The 15224-nt window shown below is 44.2% G+C and carries 7 protein-coding genes; 5 read left to right on the top strand and 2 right to left on the bottom strand.

The window, feature by feature from the left end:
- Positions 1 to 624: 624 nt before the first annotated feature.
- Both AAA970_RS17945 and AAA970_RS17940 read right to left on the bottom strand, forming a co-directional pair.
- Positions 625 to 2049, bottom strand: coding sequence for a glycoside hydrolase family 125 protein (locus AAA970_RS17945; protein WP_338238270.1), 1425 nt, complete (start codon positions 2047 to 2049; stop codon positions 625 to 627).
- Positions 2050 to 2106: 57 nt separating this feature from the next.
- Complete coding sequence (locus tag AAA970_RS17940; protein WP_338238269.1) at positions 2107 to 4728, bottom strand: AfsR/SARP family transcriptional regulator; 2622 nt, start codon at positions 4726 to 4728, stop codon at positions 2107 to 2109.
- A 1212-nt stretch (positions 4729 to 5940) separates the two neighbouring features.
- Between AAA970_RS17940 and AAA970_RS17935 the strand changes: the two genes are divergently transcribed.
- The 5 genes from AAA970_RS17935 to AAA970_RS17915 all read left to right on the top strand — a co-directional run bounded on the left by AAA970_RS17935 (position 5941) and on the right by AAA970_RS17915 (position 15152).
- Positions 5941 to 9066: a SusC/RagA family TonB-linked outer membrane protein gene (locus AAA970_RS17935; RefSeq protein ID WP_338238268.1), complete on the top strand. Its 3126-nt coding sequence runs from the start codon at positions 5941 to 5943 to the stop codon at positions 9064 to 9066.
- Between the two features lie 11 nt (positions 9067 to 9077).
- Entirely contained in the window at positions 9078 to 11006 is a 1929-nt protein-coding gene (locus AAA970_RS17930; RefSeq protein ID WP_338238267.1) for a SusD/RagB family nutrient-binding outer membrane lipoprotein, read from the top strand.
- Positions 11007 to 11284: 278 nt separating this feature from the next.
- Positions 11285 to 12031, top strand: a complete 747-nt coding sequence (locus AAA970_RS17925) for a copper homeostasis protein CutC (RefSeq protein ID WP_338238266.1) — start codon at positions 11285 to 11287, stop codon at positions 12029 to 12031.
- Between the two features lie 13 nt (positions 12032 to 12044).
- Positions 12045 to 13274 (top strand): PNGase F N-terminal domain-containing protein, encoded by a 1230-nt coding sequence (locus AAA970_RS17920; protein WP_338238265.1) that lies wholly within the window; start codon positions 12045 to 12047, stop codon positions 13272 to 13274.
- 669 nt (positions 13275 to 13943) lie between these two features.
- Entirely contained in the window at positions 13944 to 15152 is a 1209-nt protein-coding gene (locus AAA970_RS17915; protein WP_338238264.1) for a transglutaminase-like domain-containing protein, read from the top strand.
- Positions 15153 to 15224 lie beyond the last annotated feature (72 nt).

Here is a 15224-nt window from a genome sequence, read left to right as displayed (position 1 = left end):
CACCAATCTCCCGCCTTCTCCAAATGTCGCCTTGATGGATTCCGTCAGCAGGTTCGTTGTCCCGCCGACATTGATCACAGCCTTGATTTTTTTGTTTCGTTTTTTATCAAGATAAAATGAAAAAGAAACGATAAATTATTAAATATAATGGGTCGAAAGGCCGATCTAACTTTTTATGAAAAAGCCCTGTAGTGGTTATTAAACATGCTCTAAAACTAATTGTCGTGACTGACTAAGCCGGTTTTGTTTTCATCCTCTATTAGCTGCAAGAAGTAAGAATGACGGAATAGTGTCCTTTTCAGGGTTTGTCTAAGGAATCTGATGCATGAGGAGAAAGTATACTTACCCAAATTCTGACTTTTGAAGAATCAGTGACTCCAATCAAAACCACTTGCAAAAGCGCTGTTCGGTGGAGTTGGCTAAATCAGGCGATGAATATTGGAAGACAACATCTGCTGACTTTGCTGGACTAAGCAGACTCCTTCCTTTTAGCAAAAAAGAGGCCGTCTCAAAAGTAAAACCCAGGCTCGAAGAATCGCATATTTGAAAACGCTCCTGTGGGAGGGTACTTGCATTTTTGAAAAAAAAGAGGCTATCTCAAATTATGAGACAGCCTCTTTTTCATTATTTTTTACAATGAACCAAGGCGGGTTTTTCCAGGTATAAATCCCAAATCAACTCGCCAAATAAAGTGTTTGCCCAGGCAAACCAGGAGCGGGTGAAATTTTGGGCATCGTCTTTATGAAAAGTTTCATGCATGAATCCAGTGCCGGCATGGGTGTTTTTAAGCATGTCCAGACAAAAAGCAATTTCCTGATCGGAATTGGAGGTCATGGCGCGCATCACAATGGCCATGGGCCAGATATAATCTTTTCCAACATGTGGGCCTGTAATCCCTTCTCCGGCTTTCCCTTTAGCGAAATAGGGATTCTTTTCTGAAAGAAGAAAATCTCGTGTTCGCAAATACAAAGGATCCTTTTGATCTATGGCCCCTAAATAGGGCAGGGAAAGGCAGCTTGGAATGTTGCCGTCATCCATAAGGAGGCGGTTGACGAATCCGTCAATTTCAAAAGGGATCACCTCTCCAACGCCAGGAATGTCTGTTCGGGCATATTTTCGCAAAGCTTCCGCTACTTCATCGGCCAATTCCTCACAGGCAATTGCCAGGCTTTCATTTTTGCGAATGTGGCGTAACATGCCGGCGGTATTTCTTAATTCGTTTACTGCGAAATAATTCGAAGGAATTAAAAATGGGAACACGGTGGCATCATCGGAAGGGCGGAATATAGAGCAAATTAAACCCACCGGATTTACCGGCGCGCCTGCTCCCCAAAGGGGGACCGTATCTTCCTGCTTTTGGGTCTTGCGCATAAAGGAATAAGGGCCGATTCCTTCCTTGCGTTGCTGTTCCCGGAAAGTTCTTAAAATGTAAGTAATGGATGTTTCCCATTGATCGTCGAAAGGCTGCGGGTCTCCGGTGGCCTTCCAATAACCGTGGGAAAGTCGCATGGCGTAGCACAGGGAATCAATTTCCCATTTCCGCTCATGCAATTCCGGTTTCATTTCAGTGAAATCATTTTCCCAATGGGAGCCTTCTTTACCTTTATTAAATGCATTCGCATAAGGGTCAATCAGAATGCATTTGGTTTGGCGATTGATCAGGCCGTGAATCATCAACTTCAGTTGCTCGTCTTCCTGGCAAAAGGGCAGGTAGGGCCATACCTGTGCCGTGGAATCCCGCAGCCACATGGCGTTGATGTCTCCGGTAATCACAAAAGTATCCGGCTTTCCATCAATCATGGAAAAGTCGACTGTGGTGTCCAGGGTGTTGGGAAAGCAATTTTCAAACATCCAGGCCAGCTCTTCATCTTTACAGGCCTTTTTGAATGTTTTAATGGCTTTTTCTACCGCTTTACTGGTAAATTTCCGATCCGCAACTTTCGGACGTTGGGAAACAAATTTTTCCTCTTTTGCCCATGCAAAATGGGGGGCAATGCTAAGCAATCCAGTGCTTAGCCCGGCATTTTTAACGAATGTCCTTCTGTTCATACTGTAAAAAAAATGAGCCATCAGGGTCATGCCACCCCTGACAGCGATTAGGGGTATTTATTGAAAATCCTCCAGGTTGAGCTTGTACTCGTCATTGAAGAAGTTCTGATGTCTCTTTTTGAAGCGGTTAAGTTCGGATTGCGCCTGCCCGACTTTGTTCATGCTGAGCAGGGTTTTAAGTTTAATTTCCAGCCCTTGTTCATCCAGATCGTCCAGGTGCAGAATTGCATCTGCAATCTGGAGTTTGAGGTTGGGGCGGTCAATGTCCACGGCGAAATCGGTGAGTAATTTGATCGTATCACTCACGATGAAGTTGTTAATGTCATCCAGCCATTCTGCCCGTAGGGTGGAGGGCAGCGGTCCTCTTTTGGTGAGCGCCATGATCTCTTCCTGCACCTGACGGTTATCCTCCTGCTTCAGTTGTTTCTTCAATTGCAGCAGGCGGTTGAGGTCGCAGAAAGCCTCTTTGGTGAGCTCCAGTTTCCACTCCTGCTTATCATGAACAATTTCTACGCCTTCAATTTCTTCTAAAATCAATCGCAGACGACGAATAGAAATCGATCGGTTGTTTTTTCCACTGCTTTTGGTGGCAGTGGGCCACACCAATTCTGTCATTTCAGAAGAAGAGATGCCTCTGCCATGATTATAAGGGTAGCAGATAATCAATAGCAGAATTTGCTTAAGCTTCGGAGTGATTTTATGGGATATATCCTGACCTTCCCGATCAAAGACTTCCAGTCCGCCAAAAAGGTAAATGGCATTTTTTCGCGGGAAGTCGAATTTGAATGCTTGCGCAACAGGGGTTTCGGGAATGCTCTCCTGTTTTTGTTGTGGAGCTCCTTTTTCCTGGCTGGCCGGGATGGTTTTGAGCGTTTCTGAAGGTGTTGTAATAATGGCTGCCGGCTCCTCAGGCTTACGATGCCTTTTTTGGAAGAAATAGGTGATCAGCAGTACTAAAAGAATGATCGCAATTGCGCCCCCCCATAGTGGGCTGAAGCCTGATGTTTGCTTTTCATTTTGCAGAGAGGCTTCATATATACTCGCTGCTAATGGAGGGCCATCCAGGGTATAAATCTGCACAATCCCTTCCATGCCTTCTATGGTCGAGCGCGTAACCGCAATGAATTTTTTAAAATCCTGATCGTAAAATAAATCTACATCTGCCCGAATATCTTTGAATTCAAAGGGAATCTTATCGCTGACAATGACCTCTTCTCCCGAATTCAAATTGAATTTGCGCAATTGAAGCTGCGTTTCCTGGTTAAAGGGGAAGAAGGTCAGCGCATAAAAAACCTGCTTGTCCTGGTCGATTACAATGGATTTGGCCGGCACAAAAGCATCCTGGCTTTCTTCTTCTTTTTCCCAAAGGAGCTTAATGGTTCTGGCACTTAAATCCACTAAATATAAATCCTGATAAGTGTTCACGCCCATCTCCTGTCGGCCGGAATAGTTCCCCATTCCCCCGAATATCAGGTATTGATTATTCCCTAAATAACCCTTTGCTGACAAATAGCGCGGCGGGATGGAGTCTCCGGAAAAGGGTACTTTTTCCCAGGCTTTTTGTGTCTTGTCAAATCTTAAAAAATCATTTTTATATTTAAAATAACCATAGCCACCAAAGGTCAGGTATTCATCCCGAAGACTGTCATACAGGATGTTATGGTGCCAGTGGGTCATTTCATTTTCACTTGCCTGAATCTCCGCCCAGCTGCTGTCATTATGGTTGAAAGCAGTGAGTTCGCCATGCCGAAAGTCATAAGCGACTTTTTCCTGATTGACCGGGTTAACGAATGCATTAATATAGGAGGGCGGGATGGATAAGGGCTTTTCGTAATAAAGGTCGGATAGTTGTTTAAAGGGGAGGACGTAATGGATTTCATGGATTTGATTGATGATCTCCACCTGGTGTTTTTGTTCATTATAGATCATGCCGGGCTTAAAGTCAGCCTTGAACTGGGCTGCCTGCTGCCACAAATAATGGTATTTCCCGGCCCATACCGGATTTTCGATATAGGCTGCTTTAGGCGATTGGCTTGATTGGGCGATGGTGCCATTCAATTCATTTAAAGGCCAGAAATAGCTTTTCTTATCGTCTAAAGAAAGTTTGATGTTGCGCACCGACATTTCTGCCACATCCGTAATGACAAATTTCCCATCCTGTTGTTTGCCAAAAAAGAGTTCCACTGCATTGATCCCTTCATATGACTTAGGCGAAAAATTCAGCTGATAGGTGGTATCCATAAAACAGAATTCCGCTTTCTTTTGATCGCGGTCTAATTTAATGGAAGCGTTCAACCAATTCCCATAATGGTGGGCCTGATTAAAAATTGGAATAGAGAAGTTGTCCCTTTTTCCTAAAACCAGATTTAAGCTCTGCTGTCCATTTTCAATGACTGGTGGGCTGTAGGATAAGTCTAGTTTCTTTTTATTATCAAATACTATTCTGACGATATTGCCAAAAAAAGGAGCGGGTTCCAATTGGAACTCAAAGGATAATTCAATGGTTTTTGAAAACTTAAAGGGATCATTCTGACCGATGGCAATCCCGGTGCGATTTTCAACCGCTACTTCATGGCTATTGAATTTCAGGCCAGCGGAGATGGTGTCCTCTGCAAATACAAAAAAGCTTTGCAGGAAAAAATACAAAAAAAGGAAGGGGAAATAATAATTTTTTTTCAAGACCAAAATCTTTTGGGTGAATTGAGGACAAATTTACCCAATTAGACGAAGAATGCAATTTTGCAAATTAACAAAAATGACCCTTTCTTTCTCGATCGAATTAGCAATGTGGGTAAGAGGCTCTTGCTCCTGTGTGAAGTTTTTAAAATGTAACCCGCTTAGCTACTTTTTGCCCGGCTTATGGATGCCTAAACCGATTTTAAAGGCCTAAGGTAGATTACTCCAGCTAGGCATGTTCAAAAGGCAAAACTCTTGGCGCAAATTTGATTATTGCTGAAGTGATACAAGATTATTTTGAGAGAATAGTAGCGCTATGGTTGAGGAATTATCACAAATCCCTTCCTATGGTTCGAATTTACAGCCGAAAGGTGTGCTTTATAAACATGCGCTGAATCCTCATTTAACGGTATGGCAGGAAAATGAAGGAATAGTTCCCTATTTCATTTTTTTCCCATGAAGCAGAGGAAAGTGAAGAAAGCAAGCTCACCTCCATTTGGTCTATTTGAAAACCTGTAGTAGCGGCTTTGCTACAACGGAAACAAGGCCCTTACTTGTACTTGTTGAATCCCTTGATGCCTCATTGCCATTATGCAGGAGTCGACGAAAAACTTGGTTTTTGTGGCCGGCTCGTTCCGTATTTTATTAGTCATATTTTGTGTGACCAAAACGTTGTTTGAGTTTTTTTGGTGGGTTTAAAGTGCTTTTGGAGTTGCCTCTTTTTTCTTAGGTGTAACCGGGCGGTATTTTTAGGGCTTTGGTAGGAGGGCTGAAATAAAAGCATTCAAAATTCGGGATAAGTAAGTGAAGAGCTTGGTTGATAGGGTTTTGCATTGTTTTTGTGCTCAGAAAAGAAACAAGCCTTAATGTTAATCTAATTTGACGTTCTTCAACGATATCCGGGATGACAAAGGCATTAAACCGAAAGATTAAAACCCATTAATTTTTCAAATTAACTTAATGAAAGGGATTACTTTATTGACAAAATTGATTACAAATGGGTAAAATTTTAAAAATCTCTTAAAATTCAAGCTCATTTAGTTGGATGTTTTAAGAAATAGTTAATTACTTGCAAATGTATTCAGAACGGGACAATCCCTTTTTACCTGAGCAATAGTCCATGATTGGGCAGTTGGTATAAGGTATTTCATCGGGACTGTACCGGCTTATTGATTCTTTATTTTTTGTTTTAGTTAAACTCAAAACGTTTTTCTTATGGTCCCAATAAGACTACTCTTTTGGTGTCTCTTACTGCTTTCCCCTATGGCTACTTTGGCACAGGGAATTACAGTGAAAGGCCAGGTTACTGATACTGCGGACAATTCCGGTTTACCAGGGGTAAACATTACCGTAGTAGGCTCCTCTCACGGAACGGTTACTGATTTCAATGGTGACTATTCTATTGTTGTACCTTCTGCTGAGGCAGAATTACAATTTTCTTTTATTGGTTATTCCACCCTGGCTGAAAAAGTGGGCAATCGTACGACCATTAATGCCACCTTATCCCCCGAGGTGACACAATTAAATGATGTGGTCGTTACCGCTTTGGGTATTGAGCGTGAAGAGCGTTCTTTGGGTTATGCCGTTTCCGAGTTAAAGGCAGAGGAAATGGGCGTTACGGCCGCCAACCCTTCGGTGATGAACTCCCTTCAGGGTAAGGTGGCCGGGGTGCAAATTTCTCCGGTAACCGGAGGTCCTGGTTCTTCGGCCAGCGTAGTGATTCGTGGTAATGCCGTTTTAGGCGGTTCTAACCAACCTTTATACGTTATTGATGGTGTGCCCATGTCTAACAATCAATTGCAAAGTGCCGATGATAAAGACAATGGAGGTACGGACTCCGGAAATGGCCTGACGGGCATTAACCCGGAGGACATCGCAACCATGTCGGTATTGAAAGGTCCTGCGGCTACTGCCTTGTATGGTTCACGTGCGATCAATGGGGTGGTATTGATTACCACTAAAAAAGGATCCAACACCAAAGGATGGGGGATTGACTTCAACTCTGCCGTGACTGTAGATGTGATGGGCATCACCCCTGATCAGCAAACAGCCTATGCACACGGAACCAGAGGAGAATTGCCGACCTCTTCCAATGCGAAATCCACCACCAGTATGTGGGGGCCAAAAATTGCAGGGCATGCGCCTACCGATGCTTATTATGATGGTAAGATGCGTACTTTGCAGACTTACGACAATTATGACAACTTCTTCCGCAATGGGGTTTCCTTCAATAACTCCATCGCCCTGACTACCGGAAACGAGACCTCTTCCCTTCGTTTCTCCTATGGTAACTTTACCAATGATGGTATGGTGGAAAATTCCGCTTACGATCGTAATTCCTTTAACTTACGCGGAACGACCAAAATGATCAATGATAAATTGACTTTGGATTCACGCGTAACCTATGTGAATGAGAAAGCACATAACCGGATGGAAATGGGTAATTCCGTGAATAACTATATGGGCATGATGCTGGGGATTCCAAATACCTATAGCACCGACTGGATGAAGGATTATAAAAACCCGAACACCGGCTTGCCAATGGGATACAATGAGAAGGAAATTAACCCATACTGGTACACCAATGAGGTGAAGAATGAGGATGAGTCTAACCGCATCATGGGGATGTTGTCAGCTACCTACCAGATTACGGATGACCTGTCTGTACTGGCGCGTGGTGGTCGTGACTTCAAAGCCTTCCGCCAAAATGTTTTACAACCCATCGGTACTCCATATTATGAGCAGGGACGTGCTTATGAGCGTACTTCTTTGGAGCTGGAGGACAACTTTGATTTGATGCTGACCTACCACAAGCAATTTGGTGACTTTGACATTACCTCCAATATTGGTACTTCTTATATGCACCAATTCAGAGAGTATACGGACGTGGGTTCTTCTGAATTCCCATCTGACATTTTGCAAAATCCGGAAGCCGGAGCTTCGAAATTTGCAGCTTTCAGCACTTATGAACGTGCCATCTCTTCTGTTTTCGGTACGGCATCGATCGGCTATAAAGGCTACCTGTTCCTGGATGTGACCGCCAGAAATGACTGGTCCTCTACACTACCCATGAATAATAATTCTTACTTCTATCCATCGGTATCCGGTTCCTGGGTATTCTCGGATATGGACTGGACCATGCCCTCCTGGTTGTCTTTCGGTAAGTTGAGAGCTTCCTGGGCGCAGGTGGGTTCGGATACCGATCCTTATCAGTTGGCATTGCAGTATGAGTTGGATGCCTGGAATCACCCGAATGGAAATGGTTTCATCAATGTGGGTGGAATTCAGGGTAGTGATATCCGAAATGCGAATCTGAAGCCAGCCATTTCTACTTCTTATGAATTTGGTTTTGATTTAAGAATGTTTGATAATCGCCTGACCATTGATGCGGCTTATTATAAGCAATCTGCTGTTGATCAAATTTTGAACGTTGATGTATCAGATGCTTCCGGTTATGCTTCTGCCTGGATTAATGCGGGTGAAATCACCAACCAGGGGGTGGAATTGATGGTATCCGGTACGCCAATTCAGACCCAAAACTTTACCTGGGAGACCACGGTCAACGCTTCTTATAACCAAAATGAGGTGATTTCCCTGACTGAAGGTGTGCCACAGTATATGTTATTGCCAACTTCCGGTTCAGTGTCGGTGCAGGCTATTCCTGGTCAGGCATATGGCGCGATTGTGGGTAAAACGGCCAAACGCGATCCTAATGGAAACTATGTAGTCACTGCCGGCGATAATGGTGAGGTGAGAATGGTAGCCAATGATGAAAATGAAGTGATTGGTAACGGGGTGCAGCCCTGGATGGTAGGCTGGAGAAACACCTTCACTTACAAAAACTTCTCCGTATCTGCATTGATTGATGCTAAATTCGGTGGAGACATTTATTCCAATACCAATGCCTCCATGTATAGCATGGGTAAACACGAAGCCACATTGGTAGGACGTGACGCTTACTACAATACGGGCATGTGGAATCCGGGTAATCTGGTGATCGAAAATGGGGATGGTACCTATTCCGCTTTCAATGGATCTGTTGATCCTGAGCAATATTATGGTTCGATGGCAGGAATTTCTGAATTCCATATGTATGATGCTTCTTTTATCAAATTGCGTGAGCTTTCGATCACTTATCGTTTGCCTAATCGCCTGATTGAAAAGACACCATTTAAAAACTTGTCGGTATCTGCTATCGGGACCAACCTCGGTTATCTGTGGACCAAAACGGAAAACATTGATCCGGAGGCTTCTTTCACCTCTGGTAACGGACAGGGAATCGAATCTACTAACATGGCGATTCCAAGAACTTTTGGATTCAAATTGAATGCTAACTTCTAAGATTGAAAATCATGGGAATTAAAAAATATATGATGGGTGCAGCGGTTTTAGCTGCTTCCCTTTCCTCCTGCACCAATGGCTTCGAGGAAATGAACCAAAACCCCTGGACGGGAAATGATATCGATGTCAAACATCAGTTTACTTACAGCCAATTAAAAATGTTCGCTTCCGGGCATGAGGGCTGGCGTGGTAACCTGATCATGTCCTCTCCCATGTCGGGTATTTCCGGATGTCGTTATACCGCCGGTAATGGTTTTAGAAGATCCGACGGATTCACCAACAGTACCTGGGAGTTAATTTACCGGGACGTGATGAAAAATGTGACCGATGCTAATGATCGAATGGCAGCCGATAATGCCGAAGGGCAAAATGATGGTAAAATCGCTCAGTTGAACATTGTGAAAAATGTGAACCTGTTACGGGCTACTTTACTTTATGGAGATATTCCATTCTTTGAAGCCGGTAAGGGTTATTCCGAGCAGGTTTATTATCCGGAATATGACAGTCAGGAAGCGGTACTGAAAGCCATGGCCGAAGAGATTAAAGCGTCTCGGGAGGCGATAGCAGCCGCGAATGCAGACCAACTGTTTGCCTATGACCTATATTTTCAGGGCGATCAGGTGAAATGGGTGAAGTTAGCCAATGCTTATCTGATGCGAATTGGTCTGATGATGTCTGCTGCTGATGCGGATGCGGGCAAGGCGATTTTCAATGAAGCCTATACCCATGCAGGTGGATATATTTCAACCGTAAATGAGACCGCCTTGGTTCAACACAGTGAAGAAGGTGGTCCTTGGGGGCAACATGTGAACGGTGCCGGCGTCGCTAATCAGGGTCGTGTGGGTGGATTCTCTCATACCTATATGTCAGAGGTAACGTTGAAATCTATGCAAGCGCTGGAAGATCCTCGTTTGTTCTGGGTGGCAGCGCCATTGGATATGGCTTCGGGTTCTGCGAAGGCCTGGACCAATATTCCCAATTTTGATCCTTTCGCCATGGCAGAGAATGCCGCTGTGGGAGAAGACTTTAAAGCGGTTTCCTTCCGTGGGTTGCGCGCTGGAGATATTGATTTCGGTCGTCAGGGATTGTTCCAATACCCGGATCCAAATACCGGGGAGCCTAAACTGGAAACCGCTGCGCTTTGGGTACAGCGTGATGCGGATGGCAATGCGGAAACAAACTACGGTCGTCCATTTAATGGCGATGGTCAGTATGCGGTGCTTACCGGCATTAATCCGGAAACGATCCTGAGTGCGGAATCTCCATCTATCGTAATGGGTTCTGATGAAGTTCATTTCATGGTAGCAGAAGCTTCTCTTCGTGGATGGGTAGGTGCAGATGCCAAAGCGGAATTTGAGGCAGGCGTTCATGATGCCATTATGAAATACCCCAGCCTTTACCCGGGACAGGGGATTGTTGATCAATTATTGATGGCTTATCAGGCCAATGGCAATGCTGATTACGATTGGAATGCAGCCGTGGCGGCTTATGTGAGTAAGGCGGGAGAAATCTTTTCCAACCCTGCATCTGCTCCCAATAATATGTTTGAGAGTCCATTGGATGTGGTGTTGTATCAGCATTGGTTGTCTCAATTGGGATCTGGTTACAAAGCTTACGCCTTGTGGAATAGAACACATTTCCCATCCATAGTGGATGGTCAGTTCACCGGAAAGGAAAGAATGGTGCAGTTGCCGGTGTACAGCAGCGATCCTATTCAGAATCCGGGATCCACTACCAATCAGTTCCGTGAGGAGGCCATGCACACTGGTGGGGCAACGGATGGCTATCGTCCTACCCGTTTTCCATATCCGGAGCGTGAATTGACGGTGAACTCGGCCAATGCCAACAAAGCGATTGATGCGCAGAAAAGTGCTTACAAATCTTATTCTACGGACTTCATTACCACCAGTCAGTGGTACTCTTTCCGGGGTCAGCATTAGCGCAAGTTTATAGGCCAAAATTCGTAGCGAAAATTTGATTGTTGCAGAAGCGATAAAGGATTTTTTTGAGAGAATTGTATCGCAATTATTGAGGGATTATTCAAAATCGCTTCCAATCATTCGAAGTTGCAGCCGGATGGAGCACTTTTAAACATGCTCTTAATTGGACGTGTTCCAGCGGAAAGGGCAGATCTTTTGGTCTGCCTTTTCTTGTTTGGATTCAAGGTAAATGGTAATATTGGATGTATTTTAGTATTGATAATCCATAACAAAAAATAATGAAAAAGGCGTTAGAAATCTGTGTGTATAGTTTAGAGTCTGCTATTATTGCTCAGGACAATGGGGCAGATCGTGTGGAGCTGTGTATGGGGCAGTTTGAAGGAGGGACGACTCCGAGTTATGGATTAATTAAAAAGGTGCGCCAGGCCTTGCATATTGGGGTAAATGTAATCATTCGCCCCAGAGGTGGAGATTTTGTTTACAGCCCGCTGGAGGTGGAAGTAATGGAGGAGGATGTGCGAATGGCCAAGGCAGCCGGGGCGAATGGCATTGTGATTGGCGCCCTGTTGCCGGATGGAAGCTTGGATCACCAAACCTGCAAACGTTTGGTAGCGCTAGCCGAGGGGATGGAAGTGACCATTCACCGGGCTTTTGACATGAGTGCTAATTTACCGGAAACCCTGGAACAATTGATAGCCATGGGTTTTGGCCGGGTATTGACCTCCGGTGGTTTTAATACAGCACCGGAAGGAATAGCGGTTTTAAATCAGTTGGTACAACAAGCCAATGGTCGTATCAGCATTATGGCCGGAAGTGGTGTGGGGCCTCAAAATGCATTGGAATTATTGCAGGCCGGGGTGAATGAATTGCACCTTTCCGCCATGGAAGAACGACCTTCTACCATGGAATACCAAAACCCTCATATTAGCATGGGGAAAAGTGGGGGTGTTCCGGAGTTTTCATTGTTTCGGGCGAATGGACAAAAAGTGGCTGATGTCCGGAAAATTATAAACGATTTTATTTAAAATAGAGATGTTATTGAATAGATATTTTTCCGTTCTATATATTTTTTTATTCTTTTTGACTCAGTCTTGTGGGCCTAAGGAATACCCGGCTGTTGGGAATTTAAGTCTGAAAATATTTGATCAACAGTCGGTTTGTTTTAATACCGAGCTGGGCGATCTGAAACAGGAGGAAGGGCTTTTGCGACTGGATAATGGTCGGATAGTTTTAAAAAAGGTGCAATTGCCGGCCTATCAAAGAAAGGCGAAAGCCCAATTGAAAGTGACCTTGCAGTCCAATGGAGACCGTTGGGATAAATCCGGTTCTTTATTCATGTTTCCCGCCGATCAGGAGGTGAATTTAATTTCTATTAAAGAAGGGAAAGCGGTATTTCCCGCAAGTGCCGGTATTTCAGAAGATTTCCCGGGATTACTTCCGGCCAAAGGTTATGCACCGGCGATGGAATTAATGCGATTTATGACGCCTTTTGGTGTGGGCTATTACTCGCAGGATACGGTGGGAAGAAAACCCGCTTATATTGATCATTGGGAAAATGAGGTGGTTTGGGAACAGGATATTTCCGACAGACTTCCGGCGCTCATGGGGAAAGAAGTTTATGTGGGCGTTTGGATTGATACCTGGACACCACAAGGGTATCAATTGTCGGCAGAACTGGAGATTAAAGAAGCCTATTTGGCTAATGACGTGATGCCGAAAACTTATGCCGCCCCTATTTTCAATTCGATAGCCTATTTTGGCCCACAGCAGCCTTTTGATTATTTGAGCCGTCAGGAAGCCGAATTTGATTTTGAAGTGCCGGCTGGACTGAAGAACATTAAAATTCATTATATCATAACAGGCCATGGCGGGCATTCCGGAGGGGATGAATTTGTGCCAAACCCCAATAAGGTTTATGTCGATGGGGAATTGAAATGGGACTGGATTCCCTGGAGGACTGACTGCGCCGCTTTCCGAAGATTTAATCCGTCCTCAGGTATTTGGATGGAGGAGGTGAAGGAAGCCCAATGGCTGGATTGGGAAAAACGCCAATATGTGAGCGGAACCATTCAGGAGCGCGTTGCTTCATCGGATTACTCCAGATCTAATTGGTGTCCCGGCTCAGTGGTGGATCCGGTAGGTATTTATTTGGGCGATCTTTCGGCGGGAAAGCATCAGCTCAAGATTTCCTTGCCGGAATCTCAGCCTACGAAGGAAGGGGAGCATAATCACTGGCTGATTTCTGCTTATTTGACGGGGAGTTTCTGACTTTAGGGCTTGTGCAGAAAAAGGTGAAAGTTAAATGTGGCCTTATTTTAATCATTGACGATAGCTTAAATCGGTGAGAAGCAATTTATCTAAGTCGAGTCATTCAGTCTTAGACTTGAATATTTGCGCTCAAGAGTTGAATGCTAGTGGTTTAATTTACCTTTGTGGGTTTTCCAATAGCCCAAATTCGGGTATGCCTACTTTCGGTCCGTTTCTTTGCTTGTTTGGAAGAAACTCGAAATAGTAAAGATTCCTTCATTTTCCCGCCATGCAGCAAAAGGAGGGTTTAAGCAGGAATAATAAGATTAACCCGAATTATTCACCGCTAAATTAAGTAATTCACCTAAACTGAATTAAAATCAACTCAATAGGATCATTTCTGCTGATTTTTTTATAGCCCAAATTTAGGTAAGCTTGCTTTCTCCTCATTCATCTGCTTCGTTGGAAAAAACTCGAAATAGGAGACTATTCCCTCATTTTTCCCGCCTTGCAACTAAAAGAGGATTGAAGCATGAATAATCCGGGTTAAAACATAAGGATGGAAATAGCACTGCCAAAAGGTGGTGCTTTTTTTGCTCTTCCTATTATTTTTATCCAAATGTAACCCAAATAGTACGGGGGAAAATACCTACAGACTGCATATTGAGCATGAATTTAATATCAGCAACGATGAATGATTTTTTTTCTGCTACCCTCAGGTCCTGGGTGTTTTTACTATTGATTTCAGTGGCTTGCCGTCAATCTGTTGATCAGCAAGTGCCACAAAAATATCAAGAAGAAATTTCTCAAGCCCTTAGTCTGGCTGGAGAGAATGCCACCGAACTCGAGCTCGCCCTGACAAAGGTGCCGGCGGCTCAAAAAGAAGGGATGGCTTATTTGATCGCCTATATGCCGGAGCGGGATCTTAAATCTTTAAAAGCGGATTACTTATTAGAAAATACTGCCCTGGCCTATCAGGCAAGAGAGGAATTTGCATGGGCCAAAGCGATTCCTAAGGAAGTTTTTTTTAATGAAGTATTGCCTTATGCGACCTTGAATGAGCGTCGTGATAATTGGCGTCAGGATTTTTACAATCGTTTTGCTCCCATGGTGAAAGATGCCGGGGATATTCGGGAGGCCATTCACTCCATTAACCATGCGATCATGGAGGAGGTAAAAGTTAAGTATTCTACTGCTCGCCCCAAGCCGGATCAGTCCCCTTATGAATCGATGGATTGCGGATTGGCATCTTGTACAGGCCTTTCAGTGCTATTGGTAGATGCTTTCCGCGCCGTAGGAATTCCCGCTCGTATCGTTGGAACTCCAAATTGGACAACGAAGGAGGGGAATCATAACTGGAATGAAGTTTACGTAGATGGGCAGTGGAATTTCACAGAATATTATCCAAGTGATGGGCTGGATAAAGGTTGGTTCCTGCCGGATGCAGGACAGGCCAATCCGGCGAGTAAAGCGCATTGGATTTATGCTTCCTCCTATAAACCTGCAGACGCTCATTTCCCTTTGGTGTGGGATGAAGATATTAAATATGTGCATGCCGAAAATGTGACCCAGCGTTATTTAGATTTATATCAGGCGCACCTGCAAGAGGAAGCGGCCATGCAGGATGGAAAAGTAAAAGTGCAGTTGGTCATGTTTAAAAATCAGGCTTGTTCCATGGGGGATGATCGCGTGGCGGCAGAAGTAAAAATCTTAAAGGATGGGGAAGTGCTGCTAGAAGGGAAAACTGCCTCTCCGGAGCAGGATATGAATGATTTCCTGACTTTTTATGTAGAAGCAGGAAGTGAGATTAAATTGGTTTATCCAACCAAAGCAGAACTGGCAAAACAGGAAACAAAAATGGTGAATGAAAGTCAGACTATTCGACTTTATTACCAGTAAGAGCGTGTTTTAAAGCACCATATCCGGCTGCAAATTCGAATGATTGGAAGCGATTTCGGATAATTTCTCTAC

It is taken from the genome of Persicobacter diffluens, from assembly GCF_036244895.1.
GTDB classification, from domain to species: Bacteria; Bacteroidota; Bacteroidia; order Cytophagales; family Cyclobacteriaceae; genus Persicobacter; species Persicobacter diffluens.
The sequence above is the reverse complement of the archived record's forward strand: the minus strand, read 5'-3'. Positions and strand labels throughout refer to the sequence as shown.

Bases quoted from the DNA above. Each gene is read 5' to 3' on its own strand.
- AAA970_RS17935 (WP_338238268.1), top strand. From the start codon at position 5,941: ATGGTCCCAATAAGACTACTCTTTTGGTGTCTCTTACTGCTTTCCCCT.
- AAA970_RS17945 (WP_338238270.1), bottom strand. From the start codon at position 2,049: ATGAACAGAAGGACATTCGTTAAAAATGCCGGGCTAAGCACTGGATTG.
- AAA970_RS17925 (WP_338238266.1), top strand. From the start codon at position 11,285: ATGAAAAAGGCGTTAGAAATCTGTGTGTATAGTTTAGAGTCTGCTATT.
- AAA970_RS17930 (WP_338238267.1), top strand. From the start codon at position 9,078: ATGGGAATTAAAAAATATATGATGGGTGCAGCGGTTTTAGCTGCTTCC.
- AAA970_RS17915 (WP_338238264.1), top strand. From the start codon at position 13,944: ATGAATGATTTTTTTTCTGCTACCCTCAGGTCCTGGGTGTTTTTACTA.